This is a genomic window from Blautia coccoides (assembly GCF_034355335.1).
Lineage (GTDB): Bacteria > Bacillota > Clostridia > Lachnospirales > Lachnospiraceae > Blautia > Blautia producta.
Genome location: NZ_CP136422.1, coordinates 710311 through 731901, shown reverse-complemented (window position 1 = coordinate 731901; position 21591 = coordinate 710311). Strand labels below are relative to the sequence as shown.

The window sequence follows — 21591 nt, the reverse complement described above, 5'->3', positions numbered from 1 at the left end:
TCGATTTTTGACGCTATACAGCGTTATTATGTTCACTAAAATTCTGTATACTTCTAATCATAAAACTGGCATTTCCTGTGAATGCTAAATCATAAAACAAAGGAGTGTATCTTCCATGAATGAACATAAGAATATAGAACATACCATGAAAATAATTGCCAATTCTGAAGCCTTCCGGGATAACATCATCCGGCTGCGCAAAGAACACCACTACACCAAAAGTGAAGTTGTCCGCAGGATGAACCTGCTTGGCAGCACCATTCACCGCAATACGTATGCGTCTATTGAGAATGACCACCGGAATATCAAGGTTACTGATCTTGTTGCCCTACAGCAGATCTATCAGGTCGATTTCTCAGAATTCTTCCGGGATGTGCCACCTTATGAAGCAGATCCGAATCAGCTTCCCACAGATTAATGCCTTGTTTCCTCAACCAACTGCGCCTGCGTCAGATGGGAATACTGCTTGACCTTATCCCAGGAAAGGCGCAGTGCTTGTACCATCTGTTTTCCATATTCTTTATCAGCCCAGTAGCAGTGAACCGCATGGCGGTACTTGATATTTTCTGTTACTGGTTCGATATTTCTTGCCGTATTTTCTATAAGCAGCGCTCGTTTCTCTTCGGTCATAACCCGCCATAAATCCCCTCCTGCCCGAAAGCAGTCATCTGTCGGGTCATCCTTTGGGTCATACGCATACATAGAACCAGAAAGATCCAACGGCGGTTCCATTACCTCCGGCTGTGCCGCCCACTCTCCCATACTGTTTGGGCTGTAAGCCGGTGCACCGCCATAGTTACCATCTGTACGCATACAACCGTCCCGATGGTAATCATGAACTTCAACTTTTGGTCTGTTGACCGGAATCTGGTTGTAATTCACACCCAGGCGATATCTTTGAGCGTCTCCGTAGACAAATAACCGTCCCTGTAGAAACTTATCCGGCGAAAATCCAATACCGGGTACCACATGGGCCGGGGTGAATGCTGCCTGCTCCACCTCAGCAAAATAGTTTTCTGGATTCCGGTTCAGTTCCAGCACCCCCACTTCGTGAAGAGGATATTCACTGTGCTTCCAGATTTTTGTAATATCAAAAGGATTTTCGTAATGATAGAATGCCTGTTCTTCTGTCATGATCTGTACATACATCACCCATCTCGGATAGTCTCCTTTTTCAATAGCACCGAACAAATCCCTTCCATGGCTTTCCCTGTCTTTTGCGATCAGCATCTCCGCCTCTTCATCTGTGAGGTTTTTAATCCCCTGCTGTGTCTTAAAATGAAACTTGCACCATACCCGCTCATTTTTTTCATTGTAAAAGGAGAATGTGTGCTCTCCGTAAAAATGCATATTCCGAAATGATGCCGGGATTCCCCTGTTAGACATTAAAATCGTGGTCTGATGGAACGTCTCCGGGAGCAGCGTCCAAAAATCCCAGTTATTCTGGGCAGAGCGCATACCAGTCCGTGGGTCACGCTTCACTGCACGGTTTAAGTCAGGGAAGTTATGCACATCCCGCAGGAAAAATGTAGGCGTATTGTTGCCCACCAAATCCCAATTGCCTTCCTCTGTATAAAATTTCACCGCAACACCACGGATATCACGCTCTGCGTCCGCAGCTCCCCGCTCCCCTGCCACAGTGGAAAAACGCACAAACACATCTGTTTTCATTCCCTTTTGCAGCACCTTTGCCCGTGTCCACCGAGAAATATCATGCGTACAGGTAAAGGTACCGTAGGCACCCCACCCTTTGGCATGCATCCGCCGTTCCGGGATGACCTCACGGTCAAAATGCGCCAGCTTCTCCAGCAGCCACACATCCTGCAGCGCCACTGGTCCACGGGGACCTGCGGTAAGGGAATTTTCATTTTCTGCAACTGGAGCCCCCGCTTCATTGGTTAATTTTTTTTGCTGTTCATTCATCTCTGTTTTTCTCATGTAGCTCCTCCTATTTCTTATCTCATGCCCTTATGCAATTTTTGAGGTTTCCTCCTTATTTTCGCACTGTTCCAAACCATCAGTGTTCCAGAAAGCGCAAATATACCCAGCCAGAAAAGCCTGTCCGATTCATCTCCTGTCTTTACAGGCGTTGATTTCTTTCCACCAATATGCACTCGTTTGTTTCCTTTCCAGTGACTGGTTTTTGATACTGATTTGCAAACTAAATATTACCTGCTTTATTCTGGGTTATCTCATTAACAGCCCATATTTCTGCTTTTAACCCATCCCACCTTCTTCACCATTCAGAATGCGGACTGTTACTGTATAAGCTGTACTATCAATTTGTAGATGAAGTTATATGGTATCGCTTATTCAGTCATTACCAAATGCTAGTATCTAAGTAGATACACATCCGCATACTGCACCCCAAACTGGTTATATTTCTCATTGCTGTTTCTAATGGCAGAATTTGAAAGCTTTCAACATAATTAAATAATCCATTTTATGCTGTAAATGCAAACTGTAGCTTATTCCTCTACCTTCTTAATTTCCATATCTTTTGGTAGCATAATGCTCAATACAACAGAAATCACAAAGACTACAGCCACACAATTACCTGCAAAAACATCCCTCGCAATTTGTGGGAAAATGCTCCAAATCTCTGTTTCACTAGCGGTTGTAAACCCAATCCCAATAGCCAAAGACAATGCCGCAATAGTGATATTCCTCTGGGTAAACCCCGCTCTTGATAGCATCTGGATGCCGCTGACCATGATGGAACCAAACATCATGACGGTACATCCCCCCAGCACCGCCTCTGGCAGACTGGAAAAGAAATTCCCAATAGGCGGCAGCAAACCAGCTAAGATCATACATACGGCACCAGTCATAATCGTAAAACGGTTCACAACCTTTGTCATGGCAATCAAACCCACATTCTGGCTGAACGATGTCACAGGCGGACATCCAAATATGCTGGAGAATGTACTTGCAAAACCGTCACAGGCCAGGGAACCAGAGATTTCTTTTTCGGTTATTTCCCGGTTCAGTCCCGTCGCTACCATAGCGGTGGTATCACCAATCGTCTCAGCGGCGGACACCAGAAAAATAATAGTTACGGCAACGATAGCGGATAAGTTAAACACTGGTCTATAAGGAAGGGGATGCGGCAAAGCCAGGAAGCCTCCTGAAAAAACAGCCGACAAATCTACCTTTCCCATAAATATTGCTAATATGTAACCAACAATCAATCCAAACAAAACAGAAAGCTGTTTCCAATAAGATTTCGCAAAAATGTTAAAAAGCAGACAGGCTGCCAAAGTGACTACGCCGAGTGTCAGATTCTGTGCAGAGCCAAAATCTTCTGCATACCCTCCTCCGAAAGAACGCGTGCCAACTGTAAACAGCGAATACCCAATAGCGGTTACTACCGAAGCCGCTACTACCGGAGTGATGATCCTCTTCCAGTATTTTGCGAAGAGCCCCAGACATCCTTCGATTAATCCTCCAACGAGAACAGCACCGATAAGCGTAGGATAACCATATGTCGCGCCCACATAGGACAGGATTGTAACAAAGGTAAAGCTTACGCCCATAACAATTGGCAGTCTGGCTCCAATTCTCCACAAGGGGAACAACTGGATCAAAGTTGCGATTCCTGCTACAAACATCGCATTCTGTAAAAGTATCGCCAATTCTTTATCCTTAAGCCCTGCTGATGCTCCCACAATGGTAATCGGTGCCAGGTTTGCCACAAACATTGCCAATACGTGCTGTAATCCGAAAGGAATGGCTCTCCCTAAAGGCACTAGACCATCCAGCTTATAAATGTTTTGAATCCCCACATCTTGTTTGCTTCCCATAAAACTACCTCCCTAATATTTTTTACCCCTTATTACAATTGCTACCCACTTTCATTTTGCATGCCCGCCTCATGAATGTATCTTTACTCTTTTAACAGGTATACATTTGCATACTGTACACCGAACTGATTGCACTCATCATGACTATTCCTGTAGATATCAATATGCCCGTAAGGTGTCCCTCTGTCTTCTACTGTATAAATCTGTCCGTTAATCACCAACTTGGTTCCGAATGGGATCCCTCCCATAGCAACGGTTCTTCCTTGCGTTGGTTCTGTTCCGGATGCAGTAGGTCCTCCTGCCCATTGTCCGCAGCATAGCTCACAATTGCAGTATGAAGTCAATTTAAAGTTTCCTAAAAGCTCTCCCAGCTGGCTGCTGGATGCAGTCTGAGGCTCCACCGCCATTCCCGAATCTTCTGCTCTTTGATTTACAGAAGTAATAACTGCATCATCCGTATCATCTATGAACCGGGTTGCCCATACAGCATTCCCAGTATCTACCTGACCTTCCACAATGCCAGTATTTGTACTTTGCGCCTCTATGGTTTTTCCATCACCAGCGTACATGACTACATGATAGATATACCCATTTTTTGCATAGAAGATTAAGTCACCGGGTTGGGCATCCTCCACACGGATCTTAGTGCCGTATTGTGCCTGATCTTCTGCCACCCTTGGCAAGCTGTATCCATAATAATTATTAAAGATGGTTTGTACAAACCCAGAACAATCCGCTCCATTTGTCAAGCTTGTCCCACCCCACACATAAGGGTTACCGATAAACTGCCTTGCAAAATTTACAACTGACTCCCGGATAGCGCTGGATATCTTCCCCTCTTTGATGGAAGTCAGGGTATAATACAGTGCTGGGTTTTCTTGTGGTTTCACAGATTCTCTGGCGGTCTTGAGTGTTTCCTCCCCAGCCTTTTCCACAACTTCTTTAGCAGCATCTCCAAGTAATAGCTGTGTACGTGATACAAATCCCCTTACATCACCAGACTCTATGTATATCCAGGGTTTCTCAATATCTGCAAGTATATAAGCCATTCCGTTTTCGGGAAGAACCCCTACAACCTGTGCCTCTTCGTTATCCCCAGCACGAATATTCGTTTCTCCTGTAGCAATCACCAATCTTTTCTCTACAACCGTCTCTTTCACGGTTGTTCTGGTGTAGCTCAACGCTGTATTTTCAATTGGTTTCACAACTGCTTTTGCAAAAGTAAGCTCGCTTTTTTTCAACTCCCCAAGCAGTGCTTCCTTTTCCTGCTCCAGCCGCTCCTGAATATCCACAACCCTTTTCCGTTCCATTTCTCTTGTTTCATTGCCTACAGACTCTTCGTTTGAAAAATCCGAAATCACAGCTTCCGATGTTTTCTTCTCCGTCTGAGTCTTCTTTGTTTCTGGCTGTTCAATCTCCTGATTCTCTTTTCTAATTTCATCCAGCTTCAAAGAATAAGCCACTTGCCCGTTATGTGTTAAATCCGTAATAGCAACCGTATAACGTGCGCTTTCCTCTGCATCGTTTCTTTTATAAATTTCTCCAGCCTGTACTTCGCTACTGCTTGTCTGCACCGCTTGCGTCTCTGACGGAAGTTCTGATGATGGCTCTGTCTCCTTTTGTTCTTCTTGCTCTATCACCTCTCTTTTCTGTAACGATTGAAGTTCAAGTGTAAGACTGACATGCTTCTCTTTTTTCTTATTTACTGCTTTTTGAGCTTCCTCCCCTAAAAGAAGAGATTCCCTTTTTACAAATCCCCTGACAACACCCGATTCAATATAAATCCATTGGTTTTCCTCTTTTAAGAGAAAACATACATCCCCTTTTGCCATTTGCCCTACTACCCTGGATGTTTCATTCATCTCCTCATATACTTTTACCGATTCTATATTCGCCAGGGCATAAACTTTTTCCACCGTAACAAAGCGAAAATCTTCCATAATAGTAGGTGCTTCAATAATCTCCTGTGCCTGAATTAAGGCATCGTTGGTCAAATATTTCGTATCGCTCCCATCTTCTGGTTCGACGGCTTCCGGTTCTACAGGGCTTTCTGCCTGTGGCTTCTTGTCATTCTCCGGTTCCTCCGTTTCATTTGGTATCTCCGTTTCATTTGGTATCTCCGTCTCACCTGGCGTTACTGGCTCTTCAGGCGTTTCTCCTTCCTCTGGCTTATCTGGCTCCTCGGTCTCCTGGGGCGGCTGTGTTTCTTCTGGGGGCTTCGTTTCTTCTGGAGAAGTGCTTTCTTCCGGAGGTACTATTTCTTCAGGGGGCTTCGTTTCTGGTGATTCAGGATCCTCTGAAGGGGTTATGTCTTCTGGAGGGTTTGCCTCCTCTGGAGAGTTTCCTTCTTCTGGCGGCATAGTCCCCTCTGTGGATGGCGTCTCTGAGGGAGCAGTTGGTTCGGCTGGTTTGAATGTTTCCGTAGCTGCCAGGCTTCCACTTTTCTGTACCAATTGGCTGACAGGTACCTTCTCTATGTTTTTCGCATTGACTTCTACGGAAACACCCGACGCAAATAAACTAACTGCCAACACACAGGTAACTCCGTTTTTCAATAGTTTCTTATAATGCATTTCATTACCTCCTCTTATGTCTACCCTCTCTTCTATCCTCTCCCACCCTCTATCACATGAGGCTGTTCATCCTTTTCATCACCTCCACAAATAAGGGTTATGTTTCTTTGCTGATATACCACCTCTCTATCAAATGCTAAATCGCGTACGACAATCCTTCCCCGGTATGTTCCAATCTCAGGTTTTTTTGATAATTCAACCATCGGAAGATTTGTCCCTGGGTATAGAATATCGGACTGATAAAATAATTTTTCTTCTATATAAATTAATATTTGGTATCTGCCATCCATTTCTGGTGGAATGCATAGCTGTAAATCTGCTGTGCAACCTGAGACATTAATAATATTATTGCTAAGAATCCCGGACCTGATTTCAGACTCTTCATAAATAACAGAATCCGGAACCTGGAAGCTTGCCTGCAGTATGTCCGGCACCTCATACTCCGGCAAAACCAGAACTCCCAAACAGGCTAGATTAGTTATCCCTAAACACCAAACCAAAATTCGTCCTCTTCTGCATGTTTTCTGCAGTCTTTGCATCTGTGTGACCAGCCACTCATTATACTGTTCACCAATTTCCATCAGTTTCATTTCCCTATGCACGTTCCTTCTCTATATAAATGGGACGCTTCTTACATTCCAGATAGGTCCTTGCCAGATACATGCCTAAAATCCCAGAGCTAAAAAGCTGGATTCCACCTAAAAAGATGATGATACAAGCCATGGACGGCCATCCTGCAACTGGATCTCCAAACAACAATGCTCTTATAATAAGGAACATAATCGTTATAAACGAAATAACACACAGAACAATTCCACCTATAGAAGCAAGAGCCAGAGGAACGGTAGAAAATGCAACTATTCCTTCCAAAGAATATTTAAATAACTTCCAGAATGACCATTTGGTCTCTCCTGCACTCCTCTCCACATTTTCAAATTCCAGGTATTTTGTCCGAAACCCTACCCATTCATATATCCCCTTAGTAAAACGGTTATATTCTCTCATCTGCAAAATTGCATCCACCACTTTACGTGTCATAAAGCGAAAGTCCCTTGCTCCGTCCACTACCCCTGTATTGGAGATCCGATTCATGAGTCGGTAGAATCTTCTGGCAAAAAAAGAACGAACCCGTGGTTCCCCTTTCCGGCTTACACGCCTGGTAGCAACACAATCATAGCCTTCTTCTACCACAGCCCGATACATAATTGGCAAAAGAGATGGTGGGTCTTGCAAATCCACATCCATTGTCACCACATAATCGCCCCTTGCATTCTGAATCCCTGCATAGATCGCCGCCTCCTTACCAAAATTCCGTGAGAACGAAAGATAATGAATATGGGTATCTTTTTGATGAAGTGCCTTTGCTATCTCCAACGTAGAGTCCTTGCTTCCGTCATCGATAAACCAAACTTCCCAGTCCATAACGCTATATGTTTCCTTTATCTCGTTTATCACCGGCAGTAATGTGTTATAAAAAATTGGCAAGGCTTTCTCCTCGTTGTAGCAGGGAACTATGATACTACACAAAGGTATTTGTTCATCACCACCTGTTAATAACTCCATTTAGCCATTCCCCCTTTCCTAAGGTATGTTCTATAGATTTTGAACATCCGACTGTATAAATAACAGACAATAGGCAACAAGCAATACAACAGATAATGCTAAAAAAGTCATATTGGCAGCCATCGCAACACCTCTCCCCGTTTTACTTGTGTGTTCGTCCTGCAGCCAGATTCCCAGTCCCAACACGGAGAAAAGAAATGTAGGAACAATATAGCGAAAATTCATACTACAGATAAACGGATAATCAAAGGTGAATTTTACAAAGAATCCAACCAGTCCCCAATAACCGATTCCACAAAATCCTTTCATTGCCTTATCCATGGTTCCTTTATGTATTAACGTCCAGATAAATAGTACACATATTCCAATTCCCAGAAATATACTGAACAGCACCAGAACAGTGGCCACTATCATATAAGGCTTTAGAGGCAGTTGAAATGTCCATTCATCCAAAATCGAAGTCCGAAACATTTCCAGCCAGGTATTATGTTGTTCCGCCGGATCACCGATATACCAAGGATTTTTAAGTATAGGTGCCAAAGACGGGATTCCAAGTCTCTGCCACAAATTGTAATTTCCTATATACTGCCACATATCGCCCTCGCCCAACGGCTGTACATAATTAAATGGGATATCAAATAACACTTTACAGCGCACTGGCCAAAATAATCCCAGTGGGAAACACAGTATTCCAAAACCAACGAACTGCCCTATCAAATTTTTCAAGTTATCTCTCTTCCTAATAGTAACCATCAGGAATACAAATCCAATCGCCGGAGAAAGCAAGCCTACAGATAATTTTGTCATCATTCCCAAACCGATAGATAAAGCAATGCACAAGATATAACGCATTTTCTGCTCCTTATGCCATCGGACAGTATAAAGAATAGCTATAGCGGAAAACAGTACCGCCAGGGCATCATTGTTTAAAGAAAGGTTCAAAACAGCGAATATAGGATGAAATGCCAGCAGCCCAAACGTAAGAAATAAGGCACTGCCCTTCAGCGAAAATTCTTTCAATATTCTGTATCCTGTATATGATGTCATACTTGAATAAAACAGGGTCAGTAGCTGCAGGTTTTCTGCACAGGCATCATAGCCCATTCCAAACATAGCGTTAAATTTCATCCATACTGCGCACAAAATATGATGCAAAGGCGGATTATAAAAACTCCATACCTGTCTTGGATCAAAATCTGGTAGCTTTTTAAACTTCATAAGGTATTGAATATAACCAAAATGTCCACTTCCTATGGCATCTCCATTCCATTCTCCAAAGAAGTGAGTATCATGCTGCGCTTGATTATAAGGAACAATAAGAACTAACATTCCTCTTATCAAAAAAGCAGCTAAAAATATCCCAACAACAACCTCTGCTTCCGTCAACTTCTTCTCCCACTTCCGGTATCCCAAAAAACAGATAATCAGTAAAAAACCCATAAGGAATATAAAAAAACGGGATTGAAGTATTACTTCCCGAAGAAAATCAACTGATGAAATCACCCAGAATGTCGCACATAACAACAGAATTCCTAATACACATTCTGCTCCATTACTATCTTTCTTTTTTAAATTTAATATTTCATACATGGGCTGTATTCCCTTCTCTTTGCTCCATCAGCAATTTACGGCTGATGAAGTTATATACCATCACTACTGCTGTAGCGATAAATTTTGAAATCAGATAATGGAGACCTGCCAATTCTACAAATCCTGCCATGCAAACTTCATTGATACCCAGACCGATAATACTTAATATTACAAACAAAGCAAATTCTTTTCTGGCTTCCATTTGCCCCATGGCAAAAACAAATTTTCTGCTTAACAGATAGTTGACTGTCACAGACACTGTGAATGACAAAATCCCCGAAACGAGGTAATGCATACCCAGAAGTTCTGTGGCTAAAGCAAGCAACCCGTAATCTACGGCGAAACAAATCCCCCCTACCACTCCAAACTTAAACATTTGTATAATTATCTGTTTCATTTCTTACCTCTTAATTTTTCTCATGGTATGATTTTTCAGTATTGATATTCCAAATTGCTGATTTATTTCCTCCATTCAGAATATGATTCACTGCCGCAAAAGCAGTTGCCATGGAGTGATCCATGTTATTGTATCTGTGCTGCCCGTTTCTTCCGATACAATACAGATTCCTGCAGGAATCCATACTCTCAATCACTTTTTCAATCTGGTTATACGTGTCAAAGTAAGCAGGATATGCCTTTTTCACACGCTCCCGGTGGGTTTTCTTTACATCTTCCCAACCTGAGATAAGCCCTATGGAAATCAACTCATCAATAGCAAAATTAACGCAGGCTTCCTCCTCCATTTCCCAGAAAGCATCCCCCTCAGTACAGAAATACTCCAGCCCAATCCACACGTTATGTTCCACATCTTCTAACAGATAAGGCGACCAGTTGTTAAAGATCTGTATCCTGCCCATTTTTACACCTACGTCCTGAACATAAATCCAACAATCTGGAACAATATTATTTAGTGTCTTTATCTTTGTCTCATTTTTTAGGGACAATTTATCTACCAAAAGCCCCACTGTTACGAAATCACGGTAAGGCAGGCCTTGGGCAATCGCCCTAATACATCGGGGAATTGCTTCTCCCATGCATCCTACCAAATCTTTTAATGACATAGATGAAAGCAGAAAATCTGTGTCTGCTATTATTGACTTTTCCCCCAGAAAATAGGAAACGCTTACCACTCTATCCCCGGTCAGAGACACCTCTTTTACTTTTGCACCTTTTATAATTTTACCGCCCATCTGTTCAATCTTATCCGCAACACACTCCCATAATTGACCGGGTCCATATTTTGGATACCAGAATTCCTCGATCAGTGATGTTTCCTTCTCACCGGACGAGAACATGTTTTGGATTAACGCAAGAATGGAAAGCCCTTTTACTCTTTGCGCCCCCCAATCAGCTGAGATTTCTTTCGGATGCCGTCCCCACACCTTCTCTGTATATCCCTCAAAGAACATAGAATATAATACCTTTCCAAAACGGTTAATATAAAAGTTCTCCAGAGATTCTTCAGGTAATTTATGTACACAGGAGAGAAGATAGCTCATGCCAGCTTTTAGAGTCTGGACAAGACCCATGTTTATAAATGTTTCTGGTTTCATGGATATAGGGTAATCAAAAAATTTCTTATTATAATAAATTCGGGATACCCGCTGCCTTACCAGCATCACTCGATCATCCCTTTCTGGATTCGGCCCGCCTTCCGCAAGCGGTCTTTCCCTATGAAGTATGCTGTCGTCATAGGAAGGCGACCCTTGCAAGGGCAGGATTTCCTTCCACCACTCCATTATCCGCTCATCCTTAGAAAAAAAACGGTGTCCACCAATGTCCATTCGGTTTCCCTGATACTCTACGGTCCTGGAGATTCCACCGATCCATCTGGATTCCTCCAGAACAGTAACCTCAAATTCCTCCTTGGACTGCTTCAATAGTTCATACGCTGCCGTCAGTCCTGCCGGTCCCGCCCCTATTATCACTACCTTCCGCAACTTGTCTTCCTCCTGGTATCTTATTTACTCTTCATCTGTTACGTTGAGCTTTTTGAAAAACTCCGCAAATCTGTCCGCCGCTTCAGCCATTTCCTTTTTCAACTTATCGCAATCTTCTCTCACTGGGCCGGACACCTGTTCTGCTTTTTCACGAGCCCTCATCAGTATTTTTTCACGCCGTTTTTCTGCCTGCTCCAGTACCTGTTTCGCTTGGACACGGATTCCTTCCGCTTCGATCTGCGCACTTTCCAGTTCATCTTTAGCATTTTGAATCAATTCACTTACTTCTGATTTCTTCTCTTCCTCCAGTTTTGACAGCTGAGATAATTTCTCATCCAATTCCATCTGTTTTACAGAACGTGCTTCTTCTATAATCCTCTCAGCTTCTTCTCTGGCATCATTGATCATCTTTTCATTTTCTTTTTGGATACTCTCCCTTTCTGCCTGAACCTGGCTCTTTATACTCTTTACATAGGCATCTGCTGTCTCCTTGGCTTGCCGAAATAGTTCTTCCATTCCTTTGGCAGATGTTTTTTCACTTCCGAATGCATCCTTACTGTTCTGTATTTCCTCTTTCAGTGAATCTCTCTCACGGGTAATTTCCTCTAATTGAGAAAGTAATGCAGCAATATTGATCTCCTCTCCTGCAACTGAAGAATCTGCTGGTATACCCGCCCCTTTAGATACATCGCCTCTGCTCCTTTCCAGTTCCTCTGATAACATAATGATTCGTTCTTCTTTTACATTTATCTGTTTCTGAAGTTCTTTTATAGTTGTCTGAAGACTAGTGATCGTTTTCTTCAGGTTTGACACTTCTTGATCCTTCTCTGAAATTTCACCGCTCAACTCACTAAGCCTGGCTACATTCATTTCCTTCATTTCATCAATCTGTTGATTTCTAAGGAAAATTTCCTGCTTTAAGCTTTTGATTTCTGTTGTTGCCTGTTCCAGCTCTTTCTGTGTTTCCGTAAATTCCTCTAATTTTCTTTCGGCTTCCTTTTCTAATTCCTCCACAGCAGACTGAAGCATAGATACATATTTTTCCACTTGCGTTTTGTCATATCCACGCCTCTCTTCTGCAAAATTCACCTTTTTCATGATATATATCTCCTTTCTTATTCTTTCTTAATTTTTATTGAATCCTTACCGCCTGCACCACATAGCGACTATCCTCATTTCCATCCCCATTACAGGTAGACAGAGTTAAAAGCTTGTCCTGATTATTGAATTCCCATTGTCCAGTGGCAATTCCTGAATTCAAACTCATGCGTTCCAAAAAATCCACGAATCCATTATCATTACCAGAAAACAAGGTGTAACACTCACTGCTCACCGTTGCTGTCTGTGCAGATATAATCTGATAGCAATAGTCAGCCTTTTCTGTCAACACCCATATATAAGGGCTTGTTTCTATCGCTCCATCGAGACTAAACCTTTTAAGTTTTCCAAACATACTTCCATCCGCCATATTATGTCCGAAAATAATACTGTTTCTATCCGTAAAGTCCGGTGAATTCTGAGAATCCAGAAAAACCGAACCGGCATATTCATAACTTCCTTCTGCATTTCTATGTAGGTAATATTGATTATCATTCCCCTGCATAATTGGATAGCTGATATCTACTGCTTCCACATATAACCATCCCCGCACATTCTCTCCCAGCCTCCGCTTTAGGCCACCAAAATTTAAATCCAGCGGAGCCTTCTGCCTATTTTTTTTTATATAGCTAACTATTTCATCCTTTTCATTAATTACTTCATGTTTTACAACTGCCACATCTTCTTTTAATTTTTCATAATAATTTTCACCATCCTGGTACTTTTGGTGACTGTCGAATATTTGGTAGCCTGTACATGCGGCAATTATCAATAAAAGAATCAAAATGAAATTTAATAAAACATTCCTTCTTCTTTTCATCCATTTTGATTTCCTTTCTTTTTTCTTTTCTTTATGGCATCCAGCCTCCAAAAATAAAACCAGTCCGAAATTCTTTCATACGGAAGTATGCTGATTAAGATACCAGCTAAAAGGAGCATAAAAATGCGACTGCTTACCATCCAGACATACCAAAAAATATGTTGGAATCCCATTAATGTGAATTTTCCGAAGTAATATTCATAAACTCCAATTTTCTCATTTGTCTGATCCACAAACAGGAACTGCATCTTATTCTTTTCCACATTTGTGTAAATAACACTTCTACCAAATTGCCAACTGCCAGAATAAGTGTTGTCCATAATTAAGAGATTACCTGTTGTCCTGTATTCCCGGGGAGATTCCGCAGACCTGCCTATCGCTATGTAGTCATTTAAATCCTTCCCTCGTTCCTCTATCCTTACATAGTGTACTTCCTCAGCAATATTTCCCTCATTGTCCAGATAGTAAATGTTATCTCCTGTTTTTCCATAATATTTGCTTGTGTTGCTGTTCAGCAGTTCATATTCAACAATTGAACTACTGTCCACTTCCTCTATATGACTTCCGTAACCAACGCTCTCATACTCCAAAGGAATTATTACCTGACCTCTATAATCAACAATTCCTACATGATTCCGGCTTTCAGTGACACGAAGCGCGCTAACATGACCATTAAAAAATTCAATATTCTCGTACAGAAAATCTAAAATCTTATCTCCAGCTGCATTGAAAGCACCATATTTTCCATCCTTTTCACAGATAAAAATCTTTTCCTCAGCACTCTCTTTGTTATTATTCTCATCGTTGAATGAGATACTTGTGAGCCCCTGCGAAACCACTACACCTGTGTTTGTGATCAATGTTCTTCCATCATCCGCCTGATAGACAAAATAGGAATCTTGAAAAACAAACCTTGCCCGCTCATTGGGTGAATTAAGAAACTTATCTTTATCTCCTTTCTTCACACGAAATATTTCCGTGTTATGAAAATTTTTAACTATGTATTCAGAACCTGCATGTTCATATGCAATCAGACTGTCTGTCAAAATACACTCTGATTCTTTGGATACATCGCAGAGGATGGAACCTGTTCCGGCATTATAAATACGGAAAAATTTCTCACCCTGATCTATGACCAGCTTCGCCTGTTTTGCAAATTTGGGCATGTTTGCCTGTACACGACTGCCTTCAAAAGTAGTCAGTACATTTCCCTGCTCATCTTCCAAGGTACAGACATCACCTTCCAAATGCAGTTTTGTGTTATCCCCGACTTCATAAAAATTGACAACTTCATAACTGCCTCCTGGGCCTTCGTAATCTTCAATCCCGCTGTCTTCTCTAGCCGGAGCATCATCTGGTATCTGTGGTTCCTGCTCATCCTGTTTGACTGACACTGGTACTTCAGGCACATCCGAATTTGATTTTTCACTTATCTCCTCCGAGGGTTCTTCCTCTTCTGCTGGCAACTCTTCTGATGTCTTTTCTTCTATTTCTTCCTTATCTAAATTCCCATTAGCAAAAAAAGTACGGGTAATCAGCCTTGTATTTTCCTCAGCTACAGCAACATATTTCCCATCATCCTGCAATTTGACGGAATCATAGTCCAAGGGAATCACAGTCTCTCCCGATTCCGAAATCACACCATACGATTTATGCGTGTAAGAACCGCCGTCCATAACTACATTTGATATTTGTCCTGTCCCAGCGATAAACTGATCTTCCTGGGCCCGCTTCAAATATCCATACTCCTGTGGAATTACCGTTTCATTCTTCCGATTTACGATTCCTACCTTATTTTTTTTAATAACCCAAAATAGTCCCCCTTCCTGTCTAAGCCCAGTAATAAGACCCCCATCCCAAGGATCAAAGATGTTGTTCTCTATTGGAATTACAACTTCGCCTTCCAGATTAAGCGCACCGGCAAGGTTCGTTTTTGCATCTACTACAAGAATCAAGCTACCTGACTGATCCAGAGTAACATCCGTGTAATTTCCATCAATCCACTGTATCTGGCTTGTATTCACTTGTATCAGACACCTGCTGACCAACATAACTGCAAGCATCAATGCTGCCAGTCGAAGCAGCCTTTTCCGGAATATCTTCATTTCCGAGAATAGATTCTTTTTGTTCCGCATTGCGCTCGCCCTTCCTTTCCTCTCTTGCTGCAATCCATCCTTTTTTTGCATTAGATACAAAAATCAGTAATATTGCCAAGCTTACCAAACTTACTGCAAATCCAATCTTCAGACCGGGAACTGCGTATTTAAAAATAATTTTATGTTCTCCATCCTCTAAATCTATCTTTAGAAATCCCCCTTGCACGGTTTCCGTCTTTTGCTTTTTACCATCAACATACACAGACCAGCCTTTATCATACGGAACTGTTGTAAAAAGCACATTCCTCCCATTGTTGGCTTTTACTCTGCCCGCAATATATCCTTCCTTCCATTCCGTGACATCCATGCTGCCAGACGATAAATCCTCATACGCGCGGTCCATTTCCTCCTGATCAAACGCATACATAGACATGCTGATTTTCCCGTACGTAGGACAATCCTCCTGCATACCGACTTGAATAGTAACCCGGTCACCCTTATTTACATTTCCCACATGATAAAAAGAAGAACTTAGGTCTTTATAGGCAATTGCCACTTCATTGACCATAACTGTAATCTTGTTTGAATAAGCAGCTTGCAGTCTGATATATAAGTCTTCGTCCTCTTCGGCCACAGCCTCAAATACAACATGATCATTTCTAATTCCTTCTGGCGAGAGATAACTGAATTGTTGTTTTTCGTCAAGTGATTTTACCTCGATATCATTTACTTCCTTTAACGCAAATTTTTGTTCTGTGAATATTCGGTATTCTTTACCAGTCATTAACTGAATTAGTTCCATTTGGTTTTGGAAAAAATCCTTAGTTAAAGATGACCAGTCATTTACTCCTTTTTCGCATAAATATCCAATAGGCAGCACTTTTTTGTTTTCATATACTTTAACTTCTTCTCCTTCATCAGTCTCGTTGTAACTATGATCCAGACGATTGGCATCGTTTTGTATTATCAAATAGTTTTTAATTCCAAAAAGTGTATTTAAAACCGGTGTCCCGCCCGCAGGAGAATAAGAATTACTGCTGGCAGAAAATCCAATTGATTTTAGCAACGCAATGGTATTAATATTGGTCGTAGAGCTAAATATGCCACAGCCTCGAAGATTATATGCCGCTCCTTCATTTTTCACCGTAGGATTAGACAATTCTGCACGATACTGGTCATTTGGCAGTTTATCCGCTGCTTCTTGAATGGCCTCTTTGCTACGGTAAAAATCATCTGAGATGACGCCTCCCTGCTTTACATATCCGTAATATGCGCTGGTGCTTATTTCTAAACACATGGAAAACAATAAAAGATTCCTCCACAGCTTTCCCTCTTCCTTCCGATAAAGCATCCAAAAACAAGAGTAAATTATAACCGCTGATAATGTAGAAATAAGCATTTGTGTAGTCACATTATCATTCTGTAAAAAATAGAGGGTGCTGTAAATCAGAAGCATACCGGCGCCTACACAAACCAATTGCCACCTCCTGCAATCCTTTAGCCGCTGAAATGCCTGACATGCCAAAAGAAGCAAGAAGAAATGAAGCAAAAAGACAAACCGATTAGGAATTCCCACCTGATAATGGAAACCATGCCAAATATAGTTCAATCCTTGGTTATTCAGACTAATCACCAGGAAGATTATCAGCCATGCCGCTTTTATTTTTTGGATGGGTGCAATATCTTTTAATAAAAAATATAAAAAAACCAGTCCGATAACAAAAGTTCCACAATAAAGGTTGGCTGGATATGCTGCTTGGTTGTTTATGGATAACGGGTCCGAAAACGCAAAGATGCCACCTTCCTTGCCAGCAAATATCTCAGAAAATTTTGCCATCCACTCAAAGTCCGGGAAGGATGAACTGCCTGTAGTCTTGACAATCCCCATATACGCTGGCAGGAGCACTACACACGCCAGTCCTGCTCCTAAGAGCGATGCTCCAGCAAACTGTATTCCTCGTTTTAAGAATGCCAGGTAAGAAGAATGCGTTTGAAATAAAAACCAAATAACGGCAAATAAACAGACCATGAAACCAATATAAAAGCTACACCATAAGGACAATGCAAGAGCCAGTGTATAGAGTTTCCATTTTCCTTGTTGGATCAATTTCTCAAGCCCCATCAGTAAAATAGGAAGCAGCATGATGCTGTCCAGCCACATAATGTTATATCCATAGCCAATCATGAATGTTGACAGTGCATATCCAAAGGCAAACGGCAGAATACTTACTCTTCTCTTGGCAACTTTCCACTCCAAATAGTACGCGAAAGTTCCAGCTGCAAGTGCAGTTTTCAGCATAATAAGCATATCCATAGCAGCATCCATCTCTCCAGATGGAAATAGCAAAATCAGCAGATTCAAAGGCGAGGAAAGATAATAAGTCCACAATGCATAAAAATTAAACCCAAGCCCTCCTCCCGCAGAATAAAATATTCCATCTCCGTTTAAAATCCTGTCACGATACTGTCCAAACAAAGGATAGTACTGGTGGATAGCATCATTCATGAGTAAGGAACTGTCACCAAATGGCGCATATCCCCTGGCCATCGCAATTATGAGCAATACGGTGCTTACGCCAAAAAAAGCCATCAGACTAACTTTATGTTCACTGATCCAATCCCTGAATTTTATCTTAAAACTCGTTTTATCTTTTGACTCCATTTCAAATTTCCTCACTCATTGTATTTTTCTTTTTTTACCAAACTAGCCCTAAATACCACATGTCCGTCTATCTTTTTTGAATCAATTGTTCCTATTTCACTGTAACGGCTATCCATAGATACTTCCCGGTTATCACCTAGGACAAAATACTGTTCTTTTGGTACAATCACTGGATATACATTATCACCAATCTGGAATGTCTTCTCCTTACAGTAGGGTTCCTCCAACGGGTGTCCGTTGATATACAAAATTCCCGTATTACTATCTATGAAAATTTCATCTCCTGGCATTCCGATTACCCTTTTTACCATTTCATTTTCATAACCTTTTCCTGTTCGGCAGATTACAATATCACCTCTGGCTGGCTGATAAAAAAGCTTAATGCACAGAAGAATATCTCCTTCCAAAAGAGTTGGCTGCATACTTTCACCATGCACCACTGAAAATCCACAAACTGCACCATTGATGATAATTATGGAAAATATCAACACCAGCATCTGCAAAACTGTAAACAGCAATCGTTCAACCCAACATTTTATTCCTGACTTACTAATTTTGTATCGCAATTGTAATTCCTGCCTTAATAAGCCCAATACTTTCCTTCCCATCCTCGTCGTATACAAAATAGGTCAATGTTGCAGGATATGCCCCCTTCTCAAGGCTTTTAGTCAGTTTAATCTCACTGATATATTGCCCTGGATAAATCAGGTCATCACAGCGATATATTTCCTCCTCTGAATCATCCAACTCAAGAACGACCTTGCATGGAAAACTATTACTTGGATTATTTACAATATCAATTACACCTTTAGATACTCCATTCGTAAATACCGGTGTAGAGCGCACATTTATGGTAAACATAGAATCTTCTATCTGCTGCTGAAGCAAGTCCCCATACTCACCTTCCTTCATCCCTTCCGGAATTTCACGGATCAATTCCCCTTCTGCGGCTGCAATTTCCTCCTCATCTGGCAAAGAAGAACTGTTATATTTATGATTCATCGCAGCGGCTCCAGCTCCTAACACTACTACAGCCAACACAAGGAATATCCACTTTTTCTTGCTTTTCTTTTCTAACTCCTGCACTTCCGGCTCATCTATCTTTTGAATTTCCTCTTCATAAGCCTGATTTATTTCTTCTAATGTCATTTTTATCCCTCCTGCTTTTCTACTTAATCAGTTCTGCACTTACCGCATGCTCACCTACTACTGTATCTTTCGACTTGCTGTCATAAAACGTATATACTATGGTAACTGGATAATTCCCCGACTGTTCTGGCACTTTAGATAGTTCCACTTCCTCCAGGCTCTCTCCGGGTTTTAAAATTCCAGAAGTATAATAGACTTCCCCTTTTGCCTCATCTTGAATGGAAATCTTGATAGGATATGCACAATACGGAGGATTAGCCAAACGTAGTTGAATCTTGTTTCCATCCTCTATGTTCAGATTTGTATTAACGTATATATATATTTCATTGAAGTCCACTTCCTTGTTATTCCAATCTTCTTTTTCAGATTCTGTAAGAAATGCAGGCATTCCATTTTTTATTTCACTAGGATTCTTTCCTTTTAGAAAATGACTGCCCGCCAATACTGAGAAAGCAATAACCAGCAAGATGAGAACACCCGACAAAACTTTTCTTCTTTGCTTAATCCATAACAAAAACCCCTGATTACTAGTAATCTTAGAACGTTTCCTGGTTTTATTTATATTATCTCCAGACTTTACGGATTGCTCGAACTCCTTCTCCAGTTCTTCTAATACTGAATTCTTTTCCATACTCATACCTTTCCACCAATTTATTTGCGACAAAAAAGGATGTAACTCTCGTTGCTGAATCACACCCTTTTATAAGACTTACCTTTCAGCATTTTTACCTTTTCTCAAATTAATGATCACAATTATGCCGCCGGCTGCTAACAGGAAAATCACCAGGTTTTTTCCGCTGAAAAAGTCGCCCGTCTTGGCATTAGCTGATACTTTATCGTTTAACCCATTTCCAACATTATTCGTGGACGGTTTCGTACTGTTTAAGGTAGCGCCCGAACTATTGGTTGCCTGACTTGAATTCTTTAATGATTCGTCATTTTCCACATGTCCTTCTACATCAATTTCCTCTTCTCTTTGCATTTCAGCTCTTCCACTTGACATGGACGAAATATTAGTTTCAGCAAGCACTGACTTCTGCATTGCAAAAAGCCAAAAGAGCGTCAGCATCATTAGACACAAGTTTTTAACGATAAACTTATATCTTCTTTTTTTTGCTGTTTTTGTGTATTGCATCTCTTACCCTCTCTTTCTAATTTCATTCGTCTCCATAAAAATCAAGGGTTTCATCTACATGAAAATCCCTTGGAAAAATATTGAAACTACTATTTCAACCCTTTTCCAAGGGAGCGGAGTAACCCCCGCCCCGTTTAAAACTTTAATTTGATCAGCCAATACATCTATGTACTTAATCTCTACTTGTTTTTAGTATGAGAGCCCATTGCTTCTTGCACCATCCACACTATAAGTTAAAGAAAGTTTATAAGATGTGTGAAGCTTCTGCCCATCATCATAGTTACCGGCAAACTGTGTAGATACTCCAGTCGCTTTTCCATCTGCATCTGTAAATGATAATTCTGTCATAGATGGGTTCACCGCCTGCTCATTACCCGCAATACTGCGTGTGCCTGCTGCTAAATAGCCAAGATCAGTTGCTGCATTAAGTTTTGCAAAGTCATATCTTCTGTCGGAACCTGCAATTGCAGATGAATCATCATCCTTGCTCATACCTCTGACCTGTAAATGTACACCTTTTACAGCATTCGTTCCTTCAGAGAATGTCCCATCAGCAGCCACGAGTTCAAATTCTTTAGTTGTAGGATCATTACGCTGACCAGTTACAGCAACTTCTTTTGGAATTACATCACCGTCTGGGGAGACATAACAGGACTGGTTGTATATTTTTCCCTTTACGCTAAGTCCTTCTGAAGTCAGCTGGATATTTGCGTCCTCTCCATCACCGGCAGCAAAAAACGATAATTTAGTGGGTGCTGTAATTAACAGATTTGTAGAATCCGCATCAACATCTCCCCATGAAGACGGAAGGTTACTGGTAGCGGTCATAGTTGGAACATCTGTCGTGATTGTCTGACCGTTTGATACAGTCTGAGTCGGCACTACTGTTGATGCCATATGAGACTCTGAATACGTTGGCAAGCTAGGATCAATCGGATTTCCGCTTGTATCAATCACTGCATCCTTTGTAATGTATCCATCCACGTCAATGTCTGCTTTTGATTCCACTGTTGCCTTACCTGCTGCCTTATCCTCAATTTTGTTTTCAGCAGCTGAAACTCCTACTGCCATTGAAGAAATCATGGCGCAGCTTAATCCTAATGCTGCAAATTTTTTTAATCTCCTCATTTTTTTTCCTCCTGTTTGATTTTGTATTGGCTTT

18 protein-coding genes are annotated in these 21591 nt (G+C 41.4%); 1 reads left to right on the top strand and 17 read right to left on the bottom strand.

Going from position 1 to position 21591, the window contains the following annotated elements; all coding sequences use genetic code 11:
- Positions 1 to 115 precede the first annotated feature (115 nt).
- Entirely contained in the window at positions 116 to 418 is a 303-nt protein-coding gene (locus BLCOC_RS03165) for a helix-turn-helix domain-containing protein (protein ID WP_115624360.1), read from the top strand.
- Here the strand turns inward: BLCOC_RS03165 and BLCOC_RS03160 are convergent.
- From BLCOC_RS03160 to BLCOC_RS03080, 17 genes are all read right to left on the bottom strand, one after another.
- Positions 415 to 1938, bottom strand: a complete 1524-nt coding sequence (locus BLCOC_RS03160) for a catalase (protein WP_330412154.1) — start codon at positions 1936 to 1938, stop codon at positions 415 to 417. The two genes, BLCOC_RS03165 and BLCOC_RS03160, sit on opposite strands and share 4 nt — an antisense overlap.
- A gap of 530 nt (positions 1939 to 2468) precedes the next feature.
- Positions 2469 to 3803 (bottom strand): uracil-xanthine permease family protein, encoded by a 1335-nt coding sequence (locus BLCOC_RS03155; RefSeq protein WP_115624359.1) that lies wholly within the window; start codon positions 3801 to 3803, stop codon positions 2469 to 2471.
- Positions 3804 to 3886: 83 nt separating this feature from the next.
- Positions 3887 to 6376: a C40 family peptidase gene (locus tag BLCOC_RS03150; protein ID WP_242999026.1), complete on the bottom strand. Its 2490-nt coding sequence runs from the start codon at positions 6374 to 6376 to the stop codon at positions 3887 to 3889.
- A 32-nt stretch (positions 6377 to 6408) separates the two neighbouring features.
- Positions 6409 to 6957 carry a hypothetical protein gene (locus tag BLCOC_RS03145; RefSeq protein ID WP_131918401.1) on the bottom strand — a complete coding sequence of 183 codons (549 nt, stop codon included), beginning with the start codon at positions 6955 to 6957 and terminating at the stop codon, positions 6409 to 6411.
- 13 nt (positions 6958 to 6970) lie between these two features.
- Complete coding sequence (locus BLCOC_RS03140) at positions 6971 to 7939, bottom strand: glycosyltransferase family 2 protein (protein ID WP_115624357.1); 969 nt, start codon at positions 7937 to 7939, stop codon at positions 6971 to 6973.
- Positions 7940 to 7969: 30 nt separating this feature from the next.
- Complete coding sequence (locus BLCOC_RS03135; protein ID WP_115624356.1) at positions 7970 to 9529, bottom strand: ArnT family glycosyltransferase; 1560 nt, start codon at positions 9527 to 9529, stop codon at positions 7970 to 7972.
- Entirely contained in the window at positions 9522 to 9926 is a 405-nt protein-coding gene (locus BLCOC_RS03130) for a GtrA family protein (RefSeq protein ID WP_115624355.1), read from the bottom strand. Before BLCOC_RS03130 ends, BLCOC_RS03135 begins: the two co-directional genes overlap by 8 nt.
- 10 nt (positions 9927 to 9936) lie before the next feature.
- On the bottom strand, positions 9937 to 11469 hold the full coding sequence (locus BLCOC_RS03125; protein WP_115624354.1) for an NAD(P)/FAD-dependent oxidoreductase: 1533 nt from the start codon (positions 11467 to 11469) through the stop codon (positions 9937 to 9939).
- Positions 11470 to 11493: 24 nt separating this feature from the next.
- A complete protein-coding gene (locus BLCOC_RS03120) occupies positions 11494 to 12567 on the bottom strand; it encodes a coiled-coil domain-containing protein (RefSeq protein WP_115624353.1) in 1074 nt (357 codons plus the stop codon).
- A gap of 34 nt (positions 12568 to 12601) precedes the next feature.
- Complete coding sequence (locus BLCOC_RS03115) at positions 12602 to 13387, bottom strand: class B sortase (protein WP_115624352.1); 786 nt, start codon at positions 13385 to 13387, stop codon at positions 12602 to 12604.
- Complete coding sequence (locus BLCOC_RS03110; protein WP_165907302.1) at positions 13384 to 15411, bottom strand: WG repeat-containing protein; 2028 nt, start codon at positions 15409 to 15411, stop codon at positions 13384 to 13386. Before BLCOC_RS03110 ends, BLCOC_RS03115 begins: the two co-directional genes overlap by 4 nt.
- Positions 15383 to 18145, bottom strand: a complete 2763-nt coding sequence (locus BLCOC_RS03105) for a YfhO family protein (protein WP_115624350.1) — start codon at positions 18143 to 18145, stop codon at positions 15383 to 15385. The genes BLCOC_RS03110 and BLCOC_RS03105 overlap by 29 nt, the downstream gene beginning before the upstream one ends.
- Before the next feature lie 11 nt (positions 18146 to 18156).
- A complete protein-coding gene (lepB, locus tag BLCOC_RS03100; RefSeq protein WP_165907301.1) occupies positions 18157 to 18711 on the bottom strand; it encodes a signal peptidase I in 555 nt (184 codons plus the stop codon).
- On the bottom strand, positions 18695 to 19294 hold the full coding sequence (locus tag BLCOC_RS03095) for a hypothetical protein (protein ID WP_115624348.1): 600 nt from the start codon (positions 19292 to 19294) through the stop codon (positions 18695 to 18697). The genes lepB and BLCOC_RS03095 overlap by 17 nt, the downstream gene beginning before the upstream one ends.
- Positions 19295 to 19313: 19 nt before the next feature.
- The gene (locus BLCOC_RS03090) at positions 19314 to 19931 is read right to left on the bottom strand and encodes a hypothetical protein (RefSeq protein ID WP_115624347.1); all 618 of its coding nucleotides are present in this window, start codon (positions 19929 to 19931) and stop codon (positions 19314 to 19316) included.
- A 72-nt stretch (positions 19932 to 20003) separates the two neighbouring features.
- Complete coding sequence (locus BLCOC_RS03085) at positions 20004 to 20429, bottom strand: hypothetical protein (RefSeq protein ID WP_115624346.1); 426 nt, start codon at positions 20427 to 20429, stop codon at positions 20004 to 20006.
- Positions 20430 to 20618: 189 nt separating this feature from the next.
- Positions 20619 to 21557, bottom strand: a complete 939-nt coding sequence (locus BLCOC_RS03080) for a hypothetical protein (protein WP_115624345.1) — start codon at positions 21555 to 21557, stop codon at positions 20619 to 20621.
- Between the last annotated feature and the right edge of the window lie 34 nt (positions 21558 to 21591).

Excerpts from the sequence above, each read along its gene's own strand:
- BLCOC_RS03165 (WP_115624360.1), top strand. The coding sequence starts at position 116 with ATGAATGAACATAAGAATATAGAACATACCATGAAAATAATTGCCAAT.
- BLCOC_RS03160 (WP_330412154.1), bottom strand. The coding sequence starts at position 1,938 with ATGAGAAAAACAGAGATGAATGAACAGCAAAAAAAATTAACCAATGAA.
- BLCOC_RS03155 (WP_115624359.1), bottom strand. The coding sequence starts at position 3,803 with ATGGGAAGCAAACAAGATGTGGGGATTCAAAACATTTATAAGCTGGAT.
- BLCOC_RS03150 (WP_242999026.1), bottom strand. The coding sequence starts at position 6,376 with ATGCATTATAAGAAACTATTGAAAAACGGAGTTACCTGTGTGTTGGCA.
- BLCOC_RS03145 (WP_131918401.1), bottom strand. The coding sequence starts at position 6,957 with ATGGAAATTGGTGAACAGTATAATGAGTGGCTGGTCACACAGATGCAA.
- BLCOC_RS03140 (WP_115624357.1), bottom strand. The coding sequence starts at position 7,939 with ATGGAGTTATTAACAGGTGGTGATGAACAAATACCTTTGTGTAGTATC.
- BLCOC_RS03135 (WP_115624356.1), bottom strand. The coding sequence starts at position 9,529 with ATGTATGAAATATTAAATTTAAAAAAGAAAGATAGTAATGGAGCAGAA.
- BLCOC_RS03130 (WP_115624355.1), bottom strand. The coding sequence starts at position 9,926 with ATGAAACAGATAATTATACAAATGTTTAAGTTTGGAGTGGTAGGGGGG.
- BLCOC_RS03120 (WP_115624353.1), bottom strand. The coding sequence starts at position 12,567 with ATGAAAAAGGTGAATTTTGCAGAAGAGAGGCGTGGATATGACAAAACG.
- BLCOC_RS03115 (WP_115624352.1), bottom strand. The coding sequence starts at position 13,387 with ATGAAAAGAAGAAGGAATGTTTTATTAAATTTCATTTTGATTCTTTTA.
- BLCOC_RS03105 (WP_115624350.1), bottom strand. The coding sequence starts at position 18,145 with ATGGAGTCAAAAGATAAAACGAGTTTTAAGATAAAATTCAGGGATTGG.
- BLCOC_RS03095 (WP_115624348.1), bottom strand. The coding sequence starts at position 19,294 with ATGACATTAGAAGAAATAAATCAGGCTTATGAAGAGGAAATTCAAAAG.
- BLCOC_RS03090 (WP_115624347.1), bottom strand. The coding sequence starts at position 19,931 with ATGAGTATGGAAAAGAATTCAGTATTAGAAGAACTGGAGAAGGAGTTC.
- BLCOC_RS03085 (WP_115624346.1), bottom strand. The coding sequence starts at position 20,429 with ATGCAATACACAAAAACAGCAAAAAAAAGAAGATATAAGTTTATCGTT.
- BLCOC_RS03080 (WP_115624345.1), bottom strand. The coding sequence starts at position 21,557 with ATGAGGAGATTAAAAAAATTTGCAGCATTAGGATTAAGCTGCGCCATG.